General features: G+C 73.8%; 17 protein-coding genes. 5 read left to right on the top strand and 12 right to left on the bottom strand.

Translation table 11 applies throughout. The annotated features are described in order from the left end of the window. The 12 genes from AWH51_RS00640 to AWH51_RS00695 form a co-directional block, all read right to left on the bottom strand. The coding region (locus AWH51_RS00640; protein WP_254654413.1) for a triose-phosphate isomerase family protein at positions 1–486 on the bottom strand (486 nt) is incomplete at its 3' end. A 43-nt stretch (positions 487–529) separates the two neighbouring features. Then, the gene (locus AWH51_RS00645; RefSeq protein WP_063070215.1) at positions 530–991 is read right to left on the bottom strand and encodes a ribose-5-phosphate isomerase; all 462 of its coding nucleotides are present in this window, start codon (positions 989–991) and stop codon (positions 530–532) included. A gap of 85 nt (positions 992–1,076) precedes the next feature. Beyond that, complete coding sequence (locus tag AWH51_RS00650) at positions 1,077–2,813, bottom strand: dihydroxyacetone kinase family protein (RefSeq protein WP_063070216.1); 1,737 nt, start codon at positions 2,811–2,813, stop codon at positions 1,077–1,079. 79 nt (positions 2,814–2,892) lie between these two features. Further along, positions 2,893–3,588: a GAF and ANTAR domain-containing protein gene (locus AWH51_RS00655; RefSeq protein WP_063070217.1), complete on the bottom strand. Its 696-nt coding sequence runs from the start codon at positions 3,586–3,588 to the stop codon at positions 2,893–2,895. A gap of 48 nt (positions 3,589–3,636) precedes the next feature. After that, positions 3,637–3,915 carry a hypothetical protein gene (locus AWH51_RS00660; RefSeq protein WP_254654414.1) on the bottom strand — a complete coding sequence of 93 codons (279 nt, stop codon included), beginning with the start codon at positions 3,913–3,915 and terminating at the stop codon, positions 3,637–3,639. A 44-nt stretch (positions 3,916–3,959) separates the two neighbouring features. Further along, entirely contained in the window at positions 3,960–4,283 is a 324-nt protein-coding gene (locus tag AWH51_RS00665) for a hypothetical protein (protein WP_063070218.1), read from the bottom strand. Between the two features lie 500 nt (positions 4,284–4,783). Then, positions 4,784–5,545: a GntR family transcriptional regulator gene (locus tag AWH51_RS00670; RefSeq protein ID WP_063070219.1), complete on the bottom strand. Its 762-nt coding sequence runs from the start codon at positions 5,543–5,545 to the stop codon at positions 4,784–4,786. A 52-nt stretch (positions 5,546–5,597) separates the two neighbouring features. Further along, entirely contained in the window at positions 5,598–6,407 is an 810-nt protein-coding gene (locus AWH51_RS00675) for an ATP-binding cassette domain-containing protein (RefSeq protein WP_063070220.1), read from the bottom strand. After that, entirely contained in the window at positions 6,404–7,447 is a 1,044-nt protein-coding gene (locus tag AWH51_RS00680; protein WP_063070221.1) for an ABC transporter permease, read from the bottom strand. The genes AWH51_RS00675 and AWH51_RS00680 overlap by 4 nt, the downstream gene beginning before the upstream one ends. A 79-nt stretch (positions 7,448–7,526) precedes the next feature. Then, positions 7,527–8,507: a sugar ABC transporter substrate-binding protein gene (locus AWH51_RS00685; protein ID WP_063070222.1), complete on the bottom strand. Its 981-nt coding sequence runs from the start codon at positions 8,505–8,507 to the stop codon at positions 7,527–7,529. Positions 8,508–8,690: 183 nt separating this feature from the next. After that, positions 8,691–9,698, bottom strand: coding sequence for an inositol 2-dehydrogenase (iolG, locus tag AWH51_RS00690; RefSeq protein WP_063070223.1), 1,008 nt, complete (start codon positions 9,696–9,698; stop codon positions 8,691–8,693). Positions 9,699–9,763: 65 nt separating this feature from the next. Further along, entirely contained in the window at positions 9,764–10,681 is a 918-nt protein-coding gene (locus tag AWH51_RS00695) for a sugar phosphate isomerase/epimerase family protein (protein WP_063070224.1), read from the bottom strand. A 286-nt stretch (positions 10,682–10,967) separates the two neighbouring features. On the opposite strand from AWH51_RS00695, the gene AWH51_RS00700 reads away from it, so the two are divergent. The 5 genes from AWH51_RS00700 to AWH51_RS00720 all read left to right on the top strand — a co-directional run bounded on the left by AWH51_RS00700 (position 10,968) and on the right by AWH51_RS00720 (position 19,840). Beyond that, positions 10,968–13,145, top strand: coding sequence for an ExeM/NucH family extracellular endonuclease (locus tag AWH51_RS00700; protein WP_254654415.1), 2,178 nt, complete (start codon positions 10,968–10,970; stop codon positions 13,143–13,145). A 92-nt stretch (positions 13,146–13,237) separates the two neighbouring features. Further along, the gene (gene trxA, locus AWH51_RS00705) at positions 13,238–13,639 is read left to right on the top strand and encodes a thioredoxin (RefSeq protein WP_063070225.1); all 402 of its coding nucleotides are present in this window, start codon (positions 13,238–13,240) and stop codon (positions 13,637–13,639) included. Positions 13,640–13,750: 111 nt separating this feature from the next. Further along, positions 13,751–15,637, top strand: a complete 1,887-nt coding sequence (gene recQ, locus AWH51_RS00710; RefSeq protein ID WP_063070226.1) for a DNA helicase RecQ — start codon at positions 13,751–13,753, stop codon at positions 15,635–15,637. Between the two features lie 402 nt (positions 15,638–16,039). After that, positions 16,040–18,004: a glycoside hydrolase family 127 protein gene (locus tag AWH51_RS00715; RefSeq protein WP_254654416.1), complete on the top strand. Its 1,965-nt coding sequence runs from the start codon at positions 16,040–16,042 to the stop codon at positions 18,002–18,004. Positions 18,005–18,160: 156 nt separating this feature from the next. Continuing rightward, a complete protein-coding gene (locus AWH51_RS00720; RefSeq protein WP_063070228.1) occupies positions 18,161–19,840 on the top strand; it encodes an ABC transporter substrate-binding protein in 1,680 nt (559 codons plus the stop codon). Positions 19,841–19,842: the final 2 nt, after the last annotated feature.

The raw sequence follows: 19,842 nt of genomic DNA on the forward strand, positions 1-19,842 counted from the left end.
CCCGCCGTGCCCGTGCCCGCCGTGCCCGCGCTCCCGGGGCAGGGCGAGCGCGTCGTCGAGCTGCCGGACGCACGCGGAGGCCGCGCGATCCGCATCCCCGCGCTCCTCCTCGCCGACGCAGAGGATCGGCACGAGCCCGTTCCGGAGCGCCGCATCGGCCTTCCGCCGCACGACCTCGTCCGTCTCGCCGAACAGGCGCCGCCGCTCGGCGTGCCCCACCTCGACGAAGCGGCAGCCCGCCTCGGCGACCTGCCCGCCCGACACCTCGCCCGTGAAGGCCCCGGAGTCCTCGGCGGCGAGGTCCTGCGCTCCCACCGCGGCGAGACCGTCGAGGATCCCGACCGCGGCCGGGACCGACAGGTGCGAGGGCAGCACCACGAGCTCCGCCTCGCCGCCCGCGGTCGCCGGGTGCGTCCGCGCGACGTCCGCGACGGCCCGGCACCACGCGACCGTCTCCGCGTGCCCGAGGTGCATCTTCAGGCTCACCCCGACGAACGTCGGCCGCCGGGCCGGATGCGCGGGCACGGCCCTACTTCGCCTCGTACGCGCGGATCTCGTCGACCTTGTCGTTCGACGCGCTCGTCGCATCGAACTCGTACGTCAGCCACTCGCGCACGTTCCGGCGCGCGAGCTCGAGCCCCACGACGCGCTGGCCCATGCAGAGCACCTGCGCGTCGTTGGAGAGCACGCTCCGCTCCACCGAGAAGCCGTCGTGGGCGGTGGCGGCGCGGACGCCGGCCACCTTGTTCGCCGCGATGGCCATGCCGAGGCCCGTGCCGCAGATGAGCACGGCCCGGTCGGCCTCGCCGCGCGCGACCATCTCCGCGGCCGTGGTCGCGACCGTCGGGTAGTTGGTGTGGCCGTCCGCGTCGACGCCCACGTCGACGACCGACACCACGAGGTCGCTCGCCTCGAGATCCGCCTTGATGGCCTCCTTGTGCTCGTAGCCCGCGTCGTCCGCGCCGACGACGATCCGCCATGTCCTGCTCATGCGCTCCTCCTCCTGATGGTCCTGCTGGTGCGTGTCGTGCTGGTCGTGCCCGTCGTGCGGGGGCCGGCGGCTGCCGGGTCCCGGGTCAGCCCTCGCCGAGGCTCCGGCCGACCGCGGCGGCGATCAGCGCGAGCGACACCGCTCCGGGGTCGGGGGTCCCGACCGAGCGATCGCCGTGCGACCGCGCGCGGCCGATGCCGGGCTTCAGGGCCGCCGTCGCGTCCGCCGCCTCCCGGGCCGCCGTGCTCGCGGCGGCCCAGGCGTCGTCGAGCCCGGCACCGGATCCGAGCCGGCCGGCGAGCACCTCGGCGAACGGCACGAGCGCGTCGACCATGGTCTTGTCGCCGACCGCCGCCTTGCCGTGGCCCATGACCGCGTCGCGTGCGGCGCCGATCCCGGCGCTCACCGCCTCCGCGGTCGCGGGGGCGTCGCCGTCGTCGGCCAGCGCATCGCCGACCGCCCGGAGGATCAGCCCCCAGAGCGCGCCGGACGTGCCGCCGCCCTTGTCCGACCAGGCCTCGCCCGCGATCCGGAGGACGGTGCGCGCGCCGGCGCCCGCCTCGACGGCCGCGGTCGCCCGGGCGGAGGCCGCGCGGGATCCGCGGAGCATGCCGATCCCGTGGTCGCCGTCGCCCGCGACCGCGTCGAGCCGGCCGAGCTCGTCGGCGTGCTCCTCCACGGTGGCGCGCACGGCGTCGAGGGCCCCCGCGATCCGGCCCGCCGCCCGCCGCGAGGCCTCGGACGCCTCCGGGATCGCGTCCTCCGCCTCGTCGGCCTCGCGCGCGTCCACGGTCTCGAGCGCGGATCCGTCGAACGCGCCGCTGCGGAACGCCGGGGTGTCTGCGGGGGCGGTCCACAGCCGCTCGAGCTCCTCGTCGAGCCAGAACAGGGTGAGGGAGGCGCCGGCCATGTCGAAGCTGGTGCAGAACTCGCCGACCTGCGGATCCACGAGCACCACGCCCGCCTCCTCCAGCAGGTCCGCGACGCGGGTGTAGACGACGAACAGCTCCTCGGTCTTCACCGAGCCGAGGCCGTTGAGCACGGGCACGACGCGGGCGCCGCGCACCTCCACGCCGTCCGGGACCTCCGCGTCCGCGAGCAGGTGCTCCACGAACAGCTCGGCCAGGCCGGCGGCGGACGGGATGTCGGTCTCGTCGATGCCGGGCTCACCGTGGATCCCGAGCCCGATCGCCATGCGCCCCTCCGGCACCGAGAACAGCGGCTCGTCGGCGCCCGGCAACGTGCAGCCCGTGAAGGCGACGCCCATCGAGCGGGTGCGTGCGTTGGCGAGGCGGGCGACGCGCTCCGCGTCGTCGAGGTCGTAGCCCGCGGCGGCCGCCGCCCCGGCGGCCTTGAACACGGTGAGGTCGCCGGCGATGCCGCGGCGCTTGGCCTGCTCGTCGGGGGAGGCGCTGAAGATGTCGTCGGTGACCACGACGGTGCGGCAGTCGATCCCGTCGGCGCGGACGGTCTCCTGCGCGTCGTCGAAGTGCAGCACGTCGCCCGCGTAGTTGCCGTAGAGGAGGAGCGCGCCGCGGCCCTGCTCGCTGGAGCGGATCACCGACTCCACCTGGTGCGACGAGGGCGAGGCGAACAGGTTGCCCATCGCGGCGCCGTGCGCGAGGCCAGGTCCCACGAGTCCGCCGAACGCGGGGTAGTGGCCGGATCCGCCGCCGATGACGACGGCCACCTCGGCCTCGGGCGAGCGGGTCGAGCGCGAGACGCCGCCGTGCACGCGGCGCACCCAGCGGCCGTTGGCGCGGACGAAGCCGTCCGTCATGTCGTCCGCGAAGTCCGCGGGGTCGTTCCACAGTCGGGTCATCCGTGCAGTCCTCCTCGTCGAGCACGCGAACGTTCCGAGGAGATCCTATAGGATATTGGATCCGAGGTGGCGGGTCGGATCAGCCGTCCGTCGTGCTCGTCCGCAGCGCCTCGGCCGCCACCTCGCGCAGCCGCCGGGAGGTCTGCCGGGCCTCGCGGCGCAGCACCGCGAACGCCTCGTCGACCGAGATCCCCATCCGCTGCGCCACCGCGCCCTTCGCCTGCTCGATGACCACGCGGCTGTCGAGCGCGTGCTGCAGCTGGTCGCTGAGGAGCTGGCTGCGGTCGAGCGCGTGGTGCTGGAGCACGCTGAGGGTCGCGAGGTCGGCGAGCGTCTGCACGAGCGCCGCCTCCCGGTCGCTGAGCGCGCCGGGCTCGGTCGAGAAGAGGCAGAGCGATCCGAGGGTGCGGCCGCGCAGCCGCATCGGCGTCGCGTGCACGGCCCGGAACCCGCGCGCCTCGGCGATGCGGGAGAAGCGCGGCCAGTCCTCGAGCCGGTCGTCGAGGTCCGCCACCTCGATGGCCTCGCCGTCGCGCACGCAGTCGAGGCACGGGCCCTCGTCGGTGCCGAGCTGCGCCTCCTCCACGTCCGCCGCGCGCTCGCTCGTCGAGGCGACGACGTGCAGCCGCCCGGACGCGTCCGCGAGCACGATGCCGCCCTCCGCCGCCGAGGTGTGCCGCGTGCTGGCGGTCACGAGGTCCGCCAGCGCGTCGAGGATGTCGGACTCGGCGAGGCTGTCGGCCAGCGCGCTGAAGACGTCGTCGGGATCGCTCACCCCTTCCACGTTAGGCCGGGAACGCGGCGGTGGGGAGGGGCGGAGGCGTCAGGACGTCTCGTCGCAGGCGGCGAGGATCGCGCTCGGGCCGTCGGCCGCGCCCGCCTCGTCCCCCGCCTGCACGCGCGCCACGTCGAGGATCCGCACCGCCTCCGCCGCCGTGACGGTCCACGTGAGCGTCGCCGTCACGGTGGCCGTGTCCTCCTCGGACACGCCCGTGCCGGTGAAGTCGACGCGCACGTCGCGGGTCTCGCGGCTGAGCACGTGCGCCTCGGCGACGGCCTCCAGGATCCGGTCGTCGTCGTAGGGCAGGTTGGTGATGGCCATGGCGGCCCTTCCGATCGGGGTGCGGGTCTGCGGGACGCGGTGCGTCAGGGGGTGGTCGAGCTGTCCGGGGCGGCCGCGGGCTCGCGGACGAGGTGGAGGCCGGCGGACGTGTTGGCGGCGAGCATCATCGCCTCGACCCACGCCATGTTGATGGAGGGCGCGCGTCCGCCGAGGTAGACGAACTCGAGCGGGATCTCGGGGGCGATCCAGATCGTGCGGCGTCCGTCGCCCTCGGAGGCGGGGTTCTTCCAGGAGAACGCGAACGCCTCCTTCCGCCGGAGCTTGTTGAGGATCACGATCTGCAGGTGGGCGAGCGCCCGGTCGTCCATCTCGGTGCGGGTGCCGGAGTCGTAGACGAGGTGGCCCATGCGCGGCTCTCTCTCGGGTGTGGAGCAGCGGGCCCGTCCCGCGTGCGCGCCGTCCGCGGCCGGGTCCTCCGGCGGGATGCCCTCGGACGCGGCGCGCGACGAGCTCGCGGGGAGCGGCTCGATGGCGTGGATCGAGCCTAATCAGGCGGGCCCGCATCTCGCCGCGCGCGCGGCCGACTTCTTCACTTCCCGACCAGGCGTCGGCATTCGCCGGGCCGGCGGAGGTGAGCCCGGGACGACGCTGTGGTGGGGTCGTCCCGGGCTCGGCCCGCAGCGTCGTCCGGGTCCGCTGCGGGCGGGATCGCGCGACCGTCGGCCCTCGCGGGCGGTCTCGGTCGCGTCCTCCGATTCGGGTTCGTGCGGGTCCACGATCCTGGTGCCGACGGTAGCGGCAGGTCGCGTCGTCCTGCTCGCCCGGGCCTGACCCTTGACTCGCGGAAGCCGATTCTGCTACCGGATCCGACCCCGACCCCTGCCGCCGGGGCGACCGGCCGACGGGCCTAGCGGTCGACGAGCGTGATCTCGAACGAGTAGAGGTCCGGCCGGTAGCAGTGCTGCCCGTGCTCCACGGCGCGGCCCGAGCTGTCGAACGCCGTGCGCGACATGGTGAGCACGGCGCCGCCCCGGGGCAGGTCGAGCAGGCGGCCCTCGGACGCGGTGGCCGCGCGGGCGCCGATGCGCTGCTTGGCGACCCGCATGATCACGCCGCGGCCGCGCAGCAGCTGGTACAGCCCGCGGGTGGTGAGCTCCTCGGGATCCAGGTCGACGAAGGGCTCCGGGAGCACGTTGTCGAGGATCGCGAGCGGCACGCCGTCGGCCGTGCGGAGCCGCGTGAGGTGCAGCACGGGGCTGCCGACCTCGACGCCGAGCGACTCCGCGATGCGCTCGTCGGCCTCGCCGCGCGAGGAGGACAGCAGCTGCGTGGCCGGCTTCTGGCCCTGCCGCTCGAGGTCCTCGTGGAGGCTCGTCAGCTCGACGTTGCGGGTGACGCGGCCGTGCACGACCTGCGTGCCGATGCCGCGGCGGCGGACGAGCAGGCCCTTGTCGACGAGGTCCTGGATGGCCCGGCGGATGGTCGGCCGCGAGAGGCCGAGCCGGGCCCCGAGCGCGATCTCGTTCTCGAGCCGCGCACCCGCGGGGAGCGTGCCGTCGTGGATCGCCGTCTCCAGCAGGTTGGCCACCTGGTAGTAGAGGGGCACGGGTCCCGAGCGGTCGAGAGCCAGGAACAGGTCGGGGGGCAGGATCTGCTCCGGTTGCGTCATCCGGATCGCTCCCTCGGTGTCAGGTCAACGTCTCATCCTGGCATGGGGCGGCTCACGCGCCCGCCGGGGTCCGACCCCCGTCCGGGTCGCCGTCGCGCGCCAGCTCGTGCGCCAGGGAGTCGAGCTCCGCCCCTCCGGCCATGAGGGTCGTGAGCTCCCCGATCGTGATCTCGTCCTTCTCGAACGTGCCCAGGCTGGATCCGCGGTTGAGCAGCAGGAACCGGTCGCCCACCGGGAACGCGTGGTGCGGGTTGTGCGTGATGAAGACCACACCGAGCCCCTGGTCGCGCGAGCGGGCGATGTGGCGGAGCACGATGCCCGACTGCGTGACGCCGAGGGCCGCGGTCGGCTCGTCGAGGATCAGCACGCGGGCGCCGAAGTGCACGGCCCGGGCGATGGCGACGCACTGGCGCTCGCCGCCGGACAGCGTGCCGATGGGCTGGTCGACGTCGCGGAGGTCGATGCCCATCCGCGCGAGCTGCTCGCGGGTGATCGCCTTCATGGCCGCCACGTCGAGCCGGCGGAACGGCCCCCGCCCCGTGGTGATCTCGGAGCCGAGGAAGAAGTTCCGCCACACGGGCATGAGCGGCACGACCGCGAGGTCCTGGTGGACGGTCGCGATGCCGGCTTGCAGCGCCTGCCGCGGGGACGCGAGGACCACGGGCTCGCCGTCGAGCAGCATCGTGCCCGCGCTCGGCGCGTGCACGCCCGCGAGCACCTTGATGAAGGTCGACTTGCCGGCGCCGTTGTCGCCCAGCACGCACGTGACCCGGCCCGCGTCGACGACGGTCGAGACGCCCGTGAGCGCGGTGACGGCGCCGTACGACTTGCCGAGGTCGCGCACCTCGAGGATGGCCGTCACCGTCCGCCTCCCGCGCGGCGGCGCACCAGGTCGTTCAGGAGCACCGCGGCGAGCAGCATCCCGCCGAGGATCGTGCGCAGCCAGTTCGTGTCCCACTGGGCGAAGGTGATGCCCTGGAAGACCATGCCGTAGATGAGCGCGCCGAGCGCCGCGCCGATCGCCGAGCCGAACCCGCCCGTCAGCAGGCAGCCGCCGACGACCGCGCAGATGATGTAGATGAACTCCTGCCCGACGCCCGTGTTCGCCTGCACCGTGGAGGTGCGGAACAGCGAGATCATGCCGACGAGCCAGGCGGCGCCCGCGGTGCCCATGAAGAGGCCGACCTTGGTCTTCACGACGGGCACGCCCACCTGGCGGGCGGACTCCTTCGCGCCGCCGACCGCGAAGATCCAGTTGCCGGCGCGGGTGCGCAGCAGGATCCACGTGGCGACGGCCGCGACCAGGAGCCACCACAGCACCGAGACGTAGAAGTTGCCGCCGCCGATCTGGAGCGACGAGCCGAAGATCGGCTGGATCTGGTCGTAGGACGGCACCTTGGTCATGCCCTGGATCGCGACCTGGCCGGTGATGGCCTTCGTCACCGCGAGGTCGACGCCCGCGAGCGCGAAGAACGTGCCGAGCGTGACGATGAAGCTCGGCAGCCCCGTCTTCATCACGAGGAACCCGTTGAGCGCGCCGATCGCGAGGGCCGCCGCGAGCGAGACGACGACCGCCACCCAGATGCTGAGGCCGTAGTGGGAGGTGAGGATGCCGACGACGAGCGCCGAGAACCCCGTCATCACGCCGGCCGAGAGGTCGAACTCGCCGCCGATCATGAGCATCGCGACGGCGACCGCCATGATCCCGAAGGTCGACGCCGACTCGAGCCACACGCCCGCCCCGCCGAGGGTGAGGAACTGCGGCGTGGAGAGGGAGAAGAACACGAGCACGGCGAGGGCGGCGGCGAGGGCGCCGATCTCGGGCCGGGCGAGGATCTTCCGGATGGGCCCGTCCGCGAGGCGCGGCCTCGGGGCGGTCGGCGCGGTGTCCGTCGGGGTCAACGCGTGCTCCTTGGGTGAGGGGTGCGGTGCGGGGATGGGGGATCGGGGGTGCCGGGCCGGGCGGGCCCGGCCGGGCCGGTCAGCGGGTGCCGTCCTTCGCGAACTCGGCGACCTCGGCCGCGTCGTCCTTCGTCACGAACGCGGGCCCCGAGTACACGGGCTGGCCGCCGCCTAAGACGGTGCCGGTGGTGGCGTGGAGGTCGAGCGCCGTGATGCCCATGAACCCCTGCACGTAGGGCTGCTGGTCGACCGCGAAGAGGATCGAGCCGGACTCGACCGCGGCGACGACGTCCTCCGAGAGGTCGAAGGTGCCGATCCGCGCTCCGCTGCCGGACTCGTCCACGGCGCCGACCGCGTCCATCGCGTACTGGCCGCCGAGCGTGAGGACGCCGTCGATGGACGGATCCGCCTGCAGCTTCGACTTGATGGTCGCCTTCACGTCGGCGTCGTTCGTGCCGTCGACCTGGAGGTTCGCCATCCGCCCGGGGAAGGCGCTCGCCGCGGACGCGCAGCGCTCCTCGAGGCCCACGTTGCCGGCCTCCTGGATCACGCACAGCACGTTCCCGAGCCCGGCGTCGCCGAGCCGCTTCCCGACCGCCTCGCCCGCGACCGTCTCGCTCTGGCCGACGTGCACGAGGGCGCCGAACTCGGCCGAGCGCTCGATCCCGGAGTTGATCGTGACCACGGGGATGCCCGCGGCGACGGCCTTCTCGACGCTGTCCCTCAGGCCGTCGGGGTTCGCCATCGAGACGACGATGCCGTCCACCCGCTGCGCGACCGCGTTGTCGATGAGCTGGGACTGCTTGGCGGGATCCGGGTCGGCGCTGTAGGTGACCTTCGCGCCGTCGCCCGCGCCGGCCTTCTCCGCGCCCGCCTTGACGCGGTCCCAGAAGGCGTCGCCGGGACCCGAGTGCGTGACCACCGCGAAGGTGAGGTCCCCGCCGCCGCCGCTGCCGCCGCCCGCGGCGGGTGCGGGATCCTGGCCGGTGCCCGCGCACGAGGTGAGGAGGAGGCCCGCGGCGACCGCGAGGCCGAGGGGGGCGAGGAATCGGTTCTTCATCGAAGGCTCCTTGTCGAGCGGACGCCCGCGCGGGGTCCATGACGTCGTCGGCGGGCCGACTGGGCCGGCCCGACATGCCAGTCTGCCCTCTCGCCGGGCCGTGTCGGCGCGCGACGACGCCGCCCGTCCGCCGTCGGGGGCGGAGGGCGTCATCCGGCGGGGCGTCCCGCGGGGCGTCCGGCGTCAGAGCGAGACGGGCACCGCCACCCGCTCGACGGCCGAGCGCTGCGCGGCGTCCGCGAGCACGAGGGCCGCGCGGCCGTCCTCGAACGTCGGGCTGTCGGACTCCTCGCCGCGGGCCAGGCGGATGAAGGCGCGCAGCTCGGCGACGTACGCGGCGGCGTAGCGCTCGAGGAAGAAGTCCTGGTAGGGCGGCTTGCCCTCGACGCTCGTGGCGGTCGAGACGCTGACGAGGCTCGTGAGCGCGTTCGCCACCTGGAGGGATCCGCGCGAGCCGAACGCCTCGATCCGCTGGTCGTACCCGACCGCGCTGTGCCGCGAGTTCGTGATGACGACGAGCGCGCCGGTGGACGCCCGGAGCGTCACGACGGCCGTGTCGAAGTCGCCGTGCTCGCGCGCGCCGGGGTCGAAGGTCGTGGATCCGGTGGCCTGCACCTCCACGATGTCCGGCAGGAAGAAGCGCGCCATGTCGAGGTCGTGGATGGTCATGTCGCGGAAGATCCCGCCGGAGACGCCGACGTACGCGGCGGGCGGCGCGGACGGGTCGCGGCTCACGATCGACAGCTGCTCCAGCTCGCCGACCTCTCCGGCCGCCACGCGGGCGCGCGCCTCCGCGAAGGCCGGGTCGAACCGCCGGTTGAAGCCGAGCGCGACGGGCACGCCGGCGGAGCGCACGCGGGGGAGGAGCGCGTCCACCCGGGCGATGTCGAGGTCGATGGGCTTCTCGCAGAGCACGGGCAGGCCGTGGTCGATCGCCGCCGCGATGAGGTCGACGTGCGTGGGCGTGGGGGACGCGATGAGCACGGCGTCTATGCCGCCGGACGCCATCATCTCCGTCGCGTCCGCCGTCACCCGTCCGCCGAGCCGTGCGGAGAGGGCGTGCGCGCCGTCCACGAAGGGGTCGCAGATCCACGCGAGCTCGGCGTCCGGATCCGCGGCGATGTTCGCGGCGTGGACCTGGCCGATGCGGCCGGTGCCGATCAGGCCGAAGCGCAGGGGGGTCGTGGTCATGGCGGCGTCCTCGTGTCTCTCAGGGGTCGTGCGCGCGGGGGCGCGTGCGGGTCGGATCGGGCGGCTCAGGCCCAGGCGCGGAGGGCCTCGCGGTTCACGCGCTGGTCCTCCGTGCGCTCGGCGCGGAAGGCGCGGATGTCGGCGTCGGGGGCGTTGAGCACGTCCTGCTCCACGACGATCCAGCCGTCGTAGCCCTGGGCCTCGATCGCGGTCATGACGCTCGCGAGGTCGACGTCGCCGCGGCCGAACGCCGCGAACGCGCCGGAGGACCACACCTCCCGCATGCCGCCGCCGGCCGCGAGCACGCGCCGGAGCTCGGCGCCGTCGACGTCCTTGAGGTGCAGGTGCGTGATCCGCGACCCCCACCGCGCGACGGCCGCGACCGGGTCGCCGCCCGCGATGACGAGGTGCCCGGTGTCGAGCGTGAGGCCCACGTCCACGGCGTCGAGGAACCGGTCGACCTCCGCGGGCGACTCGACGAACGTGCCGGCGTGGTGGTGGAAGGTCGGCTCGAAGCCCGCGGCGCGCGTGATGTCCGCGGCGCGCGCGGTGTTGCGCACGAGCCGCGACCAGGCGGCGTCGTCGAGCGGGTCGGCCTCGTGGCCGCGGCCGGGAGCGGCGGCGCGCGCCGCGGATCCGCCGTCGGCGAGCGTCGGGAGCGGCAGGCGCGCGGGCCCCGCCTCGGACGCCTCCTGGAAGACGCGGAGCGACGCGTGCAGATCGGGGAGGGAGGCCGCGAACGCGTCATCGTCGGAGAGGGGCAGCTGGATCCAGCCGCCCGCGAGCTCGAGGCCCGCTCCCGCGAGCCGGTCCCGGAGCTCCCGCCCGCGGCCGAGGTACCCGACGGGGCCGAGGTCGATGCCCGCGTACCCGGTCTCCGCGAGCGCCTCCACCATGTCGTCGGGCGTCACGACCTCGGCGCCCTCGGGCGTCAGCTCGAACACGCCGAAACTCACGGGCGCGCCCGCGACGGTGGCCCTCACGCGGCGGATCCCAGGGGTCGGGTCGTGCGGGCCGCGGACGCGGCGGGGGTGGTGCGGGTCTGGACCATGCGGCGTCGCACTGCTCCTCGGGCCGTCGAGCGCGGATGTTTGTCCTGACGATAGTACGTGGTCCGGTGCCTCCGTCGTCGTCCGATCCGCGCCGCGCGCATGCCCCGCGGCCGGCGGCCGGGCGCCCTGCATGACGGGCGCATGACGACCCGGTGACGATCCGGCCGCGGCCTCCCGCCCGGCCCGCGGCCCGCCTACGCTCGCAGGAGGATCCCCCATGTGGGGGAACCGCGACGCCGAGGGGGACGACGCCATGACCTGCACCGAGACCGCACCCGCATCCGGATCCCCGGAGCGCCGATCGGGGCAAGCCCGCCGCATCGCCCGCCCGCTCGCCGTCGCGACCGCGCTGGCGCTCGGCCTCTCCGCGCTCGTCGCCGGTCCCGCCCAGGCCGCGACCGTCTCCATCGCCGACGTGCAGGGCACCGGCAGCGCGACCCCGTTCGCGGGCAAGGCCGTCACCGTCGAGGGCGTCGTCACGGCCGACTACCGCGGCGCGAGCGGCTACGCGGGGATCGTGATCCAGACCCGCGGCTCCGGCGGGCCGACGGACGCGACGCCCGGCGCCTCCGACGGCGTATTCGTCTACCTCGCGAGCGCCGACCCGGCCGTCGCGATCGGCGACCTCGTGCGCGTCACGGGCACCGCGTCCGAGCGCCAGGGACAGACCCAGATCGCCGCGACCGCGACCGGCCTCGTCGAGGCCGCGGTCGGCGTCCCGGCCCCGACCGCGCTGCCCGACACGCTCCGCGGCGCCGACCGCGAGTCGCTCGAGAGCATGCTCGTGACCCCGACGGGCGACTACCGGGTCGGATCCGCGCATCAGCTCGACACCTACGGCACCCTCTGGCTGAGCGCCGGCGCCGACCTCCCCGTCAAGGCCACCGACGTGGTGCGGCCGGGCGCCGAGGCCGACCGGATCGCCGCCGACAACCGCGCGCGCCGCCTCCTGCTGGACGACGGCTACAACATCCAGCTCACGAACGCGGCCTACCCCGCGGGCGCGACGCAGCCCTACTACTCGGCCGATCGGGTCGTCCGCAACGGCGACGCGCCGGTCTTCCCGACCACGCCCTACGTGCTGGCCTACGGCTTCGACGACTGGCGCCTCCAGCCCACGACGCCCCTCACCTCGCTCGACGCGGCCGGCCGCGTGCCCACCTTCACGAGCGCGAACCCGCGGCCCGCGTCCTCGCCCGAGGTGGGCGGCGACGTGCACATCGCCGGCTTCAACGTCCTCAACTACTTCACGACGCTCGGCGAGCGCGGCGCGAAGACGGCCGCGGAGTTCCAGCGGCAGCGGGCCAAGATCGTCACGGCCATCACGGGGCTCGACGCGCAGGTCGTGACCCTCATGGAGATCGAGAACTCGACCCGCTTCGGCGAGCCGGCCGACACCGCGACGGCCGACCTCGTGCGCGGCCTGAACGACGCGGCGGGGAAGCCGGTGTGGGACTACGTGCGCACCCCGGGCGCGCTGCAGTCGACGCCCACCGACGAGATCCAGAACGCGATCATCTACCGCACGGACGCCGTCACGCCGGTCGGCGCCGCGGCCACGCAGATCGACGAGACGGTCTGGGGCAACGCCCGCGAGCCGATCGCGCAGTCGTTCCGCGGCGGCGACCAGACCTTCACGGTCGTCGCGAACCACCTCAAGTCGAAGTCGGGCTCGGGCACGCAGCCGGCCGACGGCCAGGGCTTCTTCAACGCCGACCGCGTCGCGCAGGCGAAGGCCGTGGCGCGGTTCGCGGGCGAGCTGCAGGCGTCGAGCGGATCCGACCTCGTCTACCTCCTCGGCGACTTCAACGCGTACTCGGAGGAGGACCCGATCCAGGTCCTCCGCGACGCGGGCTTCGTCGACCTGGTGCCCGCCAAGGCCCCGGGGGAGCGCACGTACTCGTTCGACGGCGAGGTCGGATCCCTCGACCACGTCCTCGCGACGCGCGCCGGCGCCGACCGCGTCACGGGCGTCGGCGTCTGGGACGTCAACGCGCCCGAGTGGGCCGCGCGCGAGTACGGCGGCGCCGCCACCGACGGATCCAGCGCCTTCCGCTCGAGCGACCACGACCCCGTGAAGGTCGGGCTCGACACCGTGCGCGACGCCGCGCACCTCGTCGGGTACGCCGACCGCCTGCTCGTGCGCGGCGGGCAGCCGGTGAGGTACGCGGTCAAGCTCGCGTCGGCGGCGACCGCGCCGACCGGCCTCGTGCAGATCCTCGACGGGGGCCGCGCCATCGCCTCCGTCGACCTGACCGCGGCCGACGCGGGCCGCGCGACCGTCACCCTGCCGCGCCTGTCCCGCGGCATCCACCTGCTCACCGCCGCCTACGCGGGCGACTCCGCGGCGCGCGGCGCGCGCACGCTCTGGCCGTCGATCGTCCTCGTCTGGTAGACCGTCGGCCGGCGGGACCCGCGTGGAATGCCCGCGGGTCCCGCCCGGTTGGACCCCCTGACCGCACGAGCGACACGAGAAGAGGACACACCATGGCCACCACCGAGCTCACGCAGGAGAACTTCGAGAGCATCGTCGACTCCAATGGCATCGTCGTCGTCGACTTCTGGGCCGACTGGTGCGGCCCCTGCAAGCAGTTCGCGCCCGTCTTCGACAGGTCGAGCGAGAAGCACGCCGACATCGTGCACGGCAAGGTCGACACCGAGGCGCAGCAGTTCCTCGCGCAGCAGGCGAACATCTCCGCCATCCCCACGCTCATGATCTTCAAGGACCAGACCCTCATCTTCAGCCAGGCCGGCGCGCTGCCCGCTCCGGCGCTCGAGTCCCTCATCGAGGAGGTGCGCGCCGTCGACGTGGCCGCCCTCAAGGAGCAGGCCGCCGCCGAGGCCGCGCAGGCGACGCCCGGCGCGAGCGCCGACCCGACCGCGATCTGATCCGCGCCTGATCCGCGCCGACGGCCCCTCCCCAGCCGGGAGGGGCCGTCGTCGTCCCGAGCCACCGCATCGCCCCCGTCCGCGCCGGGCGCCCCGGATACCATTGCCCCGATGACCAACTCCCCTCCCGCTCCCGTCGACGCCGCGCCGTCGTCCCCCGCGCTGGCCCCCGCCCTCGAGCGCCTCGGCACGGTCTTCGGGTACGACGCGTTCCGCGGCGACCAGCAGGAGATCGTCGAGCACGTCATCGGCGGCGGCGACGCCCTCGTGCTCATGCCCACGGGCGGCGGCAAGTCGCTCTGCTACCAGATCCCGAGCCTCGTGCGCGCGGGCACCGGCGTCGTCATCTCGCCCCTCATCGCGCTCATGCAGGACCAGGTCGACGCGCTCCGGGCGGTCGGCGTGAAGGCCGCGTTCCTCAACTCCACGCAAGACCTCGAGACCAGCCGCGAGGTGGAGCGCGCGCTCCTCGACGGCGACCTCGACCTCCTCTACCTCGCGCCCGAGCGCCTCATCCTCGACCGGATGGGGCGCCTGCTCGACGAGGCGCCCATCGCCCTCTTCGCCATCGACGAGGCGCACTGCGTCTCCCAGTGGGGTCACGACTTCCGCAAGGACTACCTGGCGCTGTCCATGCTCCAGGAGCGCTGGCCGGACGTGCCGCGCATCGCGCTCACGGCCACGGCCAACGAGGCCACGCACGCCGACATCACGGCGCGGCTCGGCCTGCAGGACGCGCGCCACTTCGTCTCCTCGTTCGACCGGCCGAACATCCGCTACCGCATCGTGCCCAAGGCCGAGCCGCGCAAGCAGCTCATCGACCTCATCCGGAACGAGCACGCGGGCGACGCGGGCATCGTCTACTGCCTCTCGCGGAAGACCGTGGAGCAGACGGCCGAGGCGCTGAACAAGCAGGGCATCACCGCGCTGCCGTACCACGCGGGCCTCGACGCCGCCGTGCGCCAGCGCAACCAGGCGCGCTTCCTCCGCGAGGACGGCATCGTCATGTGCGCCACCATCGCGTTCGGCATGGGCATCGACAAGCCGGACGTGCGCTTCGTCGCGCACGTCGACCTGCCCAAGTCCATCGAGGGCTACTACCAGGAGACCGGCCGCGCGGGCCGCGACGGCCTCCCGTCCACCGCGTGGCTCGCCTACGGCCTGCAGGACGTGGTGCAGCAGCGCCGCATGATCGACCAGTCCGAGGGCGACGCGCAGCACCGCCGGCGCCTGTCGCAGCACCTCGACGCGATGCTCGCCCTCTGCGAGACCGTCGGCTGCCGGCGCGTGCAGCTCCTCCGCTACTTCGGCGAGGAGACGGGGCCCTGCGGCAACTGCGACACGTGCCTCGAGCCCGTCGAGACGTGGGACGCCACGGTGCCGTCGCAGAAGCTGCTGTCCACGATCGTGCGGCTGCAGCGGGAGCGGAACCAGCGCTTCGGGGCCGCGCACCTCATCGACATCCTGCTCGGCAACGAGACCGACCGCGTGCGGCAGCAGGGGCACGACCAGCTCACCACGTTCGGCATCGGCGGCGAGCTCACCGACGTGCAGTGGCGCGGGGTCGTCCGGCAGCTGCTCGCGCAGGGCCTCCTCGGCGTGAGCGACGACGGCTACGGCACCCTCGTGATCACGGCGGGCAGCGGCGACGTGCTCACGGGCGCCCGGAAGGTGCCCATGCGGCAGGAGCCGGAGCGCATCGTGCGCGGCCGCGGCACCCGCACCACGCGGGCCAAGGGCGGCCAGGTCCTCGACCTGCCCGAGGAGGCGCAGGGCCTGTTCGAGGCCCTCCGCGCCTGGCGGTCGGAGCAGGCGAAGGAGCAGGGCGTGCCCGCGTACGTCGTGTTCGCCGACGTCACCCTGCGCGAGGTCGCGACCGTGCGCCCGCAGGACCTCGGGCAGCTCGCCGGCATCACGGGCGTGGGCCAGAAGAAGCTCGACACGTACGGCGAGGGGCTCCTCACGGTCGTCCGGGCGGAGGCCGCGCCGACCGTCTGACCGGGAGAGGGACCCGGTCCCGAGCCTCGAGGGCTGCGGGACCGAGCCGCGCACACGACCGACTTTTACCCGAAGACCGGTCCGGCGCTGGCGGGACAGCTCACCCGAAGAGCTGTCGCCGTTGCCCACGATCGTACTGGTCCGCCCACGGCCGTCGGCGCGGGTTGTGGGGAGTCGTCGTTGCCGCTAGCGGACCGTGCAAGAGGGAGACGGCGCCGGACGCCTCTCGTGTAAACAGCGTGTAACAGGAGGCCGCAGACGCTTCATCACCATTGCCAACAACGCATGGCGTATTTGTAATATGTCACCTACCACCGGCCGCCCGAGGCCGAGCGAGGGAGCGGGATGGCTGTGACAGGAGCTCATGCGCGTGCGGCAGGCGAGGCCGCCGGGCGTCCCGCGGTGGACCCGAGGACGGGCCGCCGCCGCCCGCTCGGCTCCGCCGCCGTCACCCTCGAGGCCGGGCTCCTCGCCGCGTGGCAGGAGCGCAACCGCGCGCGCACCATCCCGCACGCCATCGCCTCCATGACCGCCGCCGGCAACCTCGACGACCTCCGCGCCGCGGTCGACGGCCCGGGGGAGCGCCCGGTCCCGCGCTACCCGTTCCTCGACACGGACGTCTACAAGACCCTCGAGGGCATCGCCTACGAGGTGGGCCGCGGCACCGCGGACGCGGCGTCGCGCGCCTTCCTCGCGGAGGCGACCGACGTGCTCGAGCGCGTGCAGGCCGCTGACGGGTACATCGGCTCGTACGTGCAGCGACCGGGATCCGACCGTGAGCCCTGGACCGACCTCGCCTGGGGCCACGAGCTCTACAACCTCGGGCACCTGATCCAGGCGGCCGTCGCCGACTCCCGGCAGGGCGGCGACGGCCGTCTCCTGGCCGTCGCCCGCCGGTTCGCGGACGCCGCCGTCCGCGAGTTCGGGCCGGACGGCCGCGTCGAGGTGTGCGGGCACCCCGAGGTCGAGATGGCGCTCGTCGAGCTCCATCGCGAGACGGGGGAGCGCGCGTACCTCGACCTCGCATCCGCCTTCGTCGACCGGCGCGGGCACGGCACCGTCGCCATCCGCATCTTCCCGGCCGAGTACTTCCAGGACGCGCACCCGTTCCGCGAGATGCCCGCCGTCACGGGCCACGCCGTCCGGATGGCGTACCTCGCCGCGGGCGCCACCGACGTGGCCGTGGAGACGGGCGACGCGGAGCTGCTCGCCGCCTCCGTCCGCCTCTTCGACGACGCCGTGCGCACCCGCCTCTACGTGACCGGCGGCCTCGGCAGCCGCCACTCGGACGAGGCCATCGGCGACGCGTACGAGCTGCCGAGCGAGCGCTCCTACAGCGAGACGTGCGCCGCGATCGCCGTCATGCAGTGGGCCTGGCGCCTCTTCCTCGCGACCGGCGAGCCCCGCTTCCTCGACACGCACGAGACCGTGCTGCTGAACGCCTACGCGGTCGGCCTCTCCGCCGACGGCACCGGCTTCTTCTACGACAACCCGCTGCAGCGGCGCCCCGACCACCACGCGCAGTCGGGCGCCGAGACCGAGGGCGAGCTGATGCGCCGCCCGTGGTTCACCTGCCCGTGCTGCCCGCCGAACATCGTGCGCTGGATGAGCGAGCTGCAGGACCACGTGGCGGTGCAGGACGGCGACGACCTCGTGATCGCGCATCCCGCCGCCTGCGTCATCCGCACGGACGCGCTCGACGTGCGCGTCTCCACCGACTACCCGTGGGACGGCGCCGTGCGCATCGAGGTGCTGCGCGCATCCGGTGCCGCGACCGGGCTCGTGATCCGCCGGCCCGGCTGGTGCCGCACCGCGACCGCCTCCGTGCAGGCGGCCGACGGCACGACCGCGGCGGTCGACGCGAGGGCGGGCGACGGGTGGATCCGCGTCACCCGCCCCTGGGCCGCCGGCGACGCCCTCGTGGTCGAGCTCGACATGCCCGTGCGCGCCCTCGGATCCCACCCGCACCTCGACGCGACGCGCGGCAGCCTCGCGGTCGCCCGCGGACCCGTCGTCTACGCCGTCGAGCAGCAGGACGCGGGCGCGTCCGTCGACGACCTGCTCCTCGACCCGCGCGACCTCGCGACGGCACGGATCGTGCCGCTCCCGATCGCCGAGCCGTGGGGTCCGGTCGCCGACCCGGCAGCCGCCGACCCCGCCGCACCCGCACCCGGCGTCGCGCTCGCCGTGCGCCTCCGACGTTCCGCCCCCGCCCCGGACGAGCTCTACCCCGAGGTCGTCCCCGGCACCCCCGCCCCCGCCGCGTCACCCGATCCCGTCGACGCGGTCCTCGTGCCCTACGCCCTCTGGGGCAACCGGGCGCCGGGGGCCATGCGGGTCTGGATCCGCGCGGCCGACACCGGCTGATCCGCCGCCCCGCACGCGCGCCGCCCGGGTCCACCCGACCCGGGGCGGACGCCCGCACCTCCTCCCGCACCTCCTTCCCGCAGTTCCCATCGCACGACCCCGTCCGTCATTCCCGCCCCGGTGCGCTCCGGCCGCCATCCACGAAACGAGAGTCCGATGAAGAGACGAATCACCGCCGTCGGGCTGGCCGTCGCCGCCAGCCTCGCCCTCACCTCCTGCGCCGGCGCAGGAGCGAAGTCCACCTCCGACATCACGGGCCCCGCCGACACGGGCGGCACGATGCACGTCCTGCAGGTCGCGGACTTCCCGCACCTCGATCCCGCGATGGGCTACGAGACCGACCTGGCCGACCTCTACCGGCTCATCTACCGCTCGCTCACCACGACCACGGGCAAGGACGGCGCCACGATCGCGCCCGACCTCGCCACCGACACCGGCACCCCCAACGCCGACGACACCGTCTGGACGTTCACGCTCAAGGACGGTGTGAAGTTCGAGGACGGCTCCCCGATCACGAGCCAGTCGATGAAGTTCGGCGTGGAGCGGTCCTTCGACCCCGCGCTCGCCATCGGCTCGCCCTACGCCCGCATGTACCTCGAGGGCGGCGACGCCTACAAGGGCCCGTACCAGTCCGGCGACCTGGCCTCCATCGAGACCCCCGACGAGAAGACCATCGTCTTCCACCTCAACCGCTCCGTGCCCGAGTTCGCGAGCGTCACCGCGCAGAGCACCTTCGTGCCGTTCCCGGTGGACAAGGACCGCGTCACGGTCACGAACATGGATCAGCAGCCCATCTCCTCCGGGCCGTACAAGGTGAGCGCCCGCACGCAGGGACAGTCGCTCACGCTCGTGCGCAACCCCGAGTGGGACGCCTCCACCGACGAGGTCCGGACGGCGAAGCCGGACGAGTGGCAGTTCACGATGGGGCTCGACCAGGCGACCATCGACGAGCGCATGATCGCCGGACAGGGCGACGACCAGGACGCCCTCGCCTACGGGATCACCGCGGCATCCGTCTCCCGCATCCAGACCCCGCAGATCAAGGCGCGCACCGTCTCGGGCGACACCGGGTGCACCACGTACCTCGCGCTCAACACGACGAAGCCGCACCTCGGCGACGTGCGCGTGCGGCAGGCCATCGCGTACGCGGTCGACAAGAAGTCGCTCGCCGACGTGGCGGGCGGTCCCATGATCGCGGAGCCCGCGTCCACGGTCCTCACGCGCAGCGTCCCCGGCCACAAGGACTTCGACCTCTACCCCAGCACCGACAGCTCGGGCGACGTCGACAAGGCCAAGGCGCTCCTCGCCGAGGCGGGCCTCTCGGACGGCTTCACGATCACGCTCGACGTGGCCAGCGTCCCCACCTCGCAGAAGGCGGCGGAGGCGCTCCAGCAGTCCCTCGCCCGCGTCGGCATCACGGTGGCCATCAACCTGCTCGACACGGCGACCTACAACGAGACCATCGCGACCACGTCGCAGCAGCACGACGCGGCCGAGGCCGGCTGGTGCCCCGACTGGAACTCCGCCAGCACGGTGCTGCCGATCCTGTTCGACGGGCGCCAGATCCCCGAGAAGGGCAACAGCAACCTCTCGCAGATCAACGACCCCGGCATCAACGCGAAGATCGACGAGGTCTCGGCCATGACCGACCTGAAGGCCGCCGACGCCGCCTGGGGCGACCTCGACGAGCAGGTGCAGCAGCTCGCGCCCGTGGTGCCGCTGCTCTACGGCCAGGCCGTCCTCGTGCTGGGGCAGAACGTGCGGAACGCGTACTCGAGCCCGATCTACGACGGCGCCCCCGACTTCGCCACCATCGGCCTCCACACGGGGAAGTAGGC

Origin of the sequence: Clavibacter tessellarius (assembly GCF_001618005.1) — a bacterium.
Taxonomy (GTDB): Bacteria; Actinomycetota; Actinomycetes; order Actinomycetales; family Microbacteriaceae; genus Clavibacter; species Clavibacter tessellarius_A.

Excerpts from the sequence above, each read along its gene's own strand:
- AWH51_RS00645 (WP_063070215.1), bottom strand. The coding sequence starts at position 991 with ATGAGCAGGACATGGCGGATCGTCGTCGGCGCGGACGACGCGGGCTAC.
- AWH51_RS00650 (WP_063070216.1), bottom strand. The coding sequence starts at position 2,813 with ATGACCCGACTGTGGAACGACCCCGCGGACTTCGCGGACGACATGACG.
- AWH51_RS00660 (WP_254654414.1), bottom strand. The coding sequence starts at position 3,915 with ATGGCCATCACCAACCTGCCCTACGACGACGACCGGATCCTGGAGGCC.
- AWH51_RS00665 (WP_063070218.1), bottom strand. The coding sequence starts at position 4,283 with ATGGGCCACCTCGTCTACGACTCCGGCACCCGCACCGAGATGGACGAC.
- AWH51_RS00670 (WP_063070219.1), bottom strand. The coding sequence starts at position 5,545 with ATGACGCAACCGGAGCAGATCCTGCCCCCCGACCTGTTCCTGGCTCTC.
- AWH51_RS00685 (WP_063070222.1), bottom strand. The coding sequence starts at position 8,507 with ATGAAGAACCGATTCCTCGCCCCCCTCGGCCTCGCGGTCGCCGCGGGC.
- iolG (WP_063070223.1), bottom strand. The coding sequence starts at position 9,698 with ATGACCACGACCCCCCTGCGCTTCGGCCTGATCGGCACCGGCCGCATC.
- AWH51_RS00700 (WP_254654415.1), top strand. The coding sequence starts at position 10,968 with ATGTGGGGGAACCGCGACGCCGAGGGGGACGACGCCATGACCTGCACC.
- trxA (WP_063070225.1), top strand. The coding sequence starts at position 13,238 with ATGGCCACCACCGAGCTCACGCAGGAGAACTTCGAGAGCATCGTCGAC.
- recQ (WP_063070226.1), top strand. The coding sequence starts at position 13,751 with ATGACCAACTCCCCTCCCGCTCCCGTCGACGCCGCGCCGTCGTCCCCC.
- AWH51_RS00720 (WP_063070228.1), top strand. The coding sequence starts at position 18,161 with ATGAAGAGACGAATCACCGCCGTCGGGCTGGCCGTCGCCGCCAGCCTC.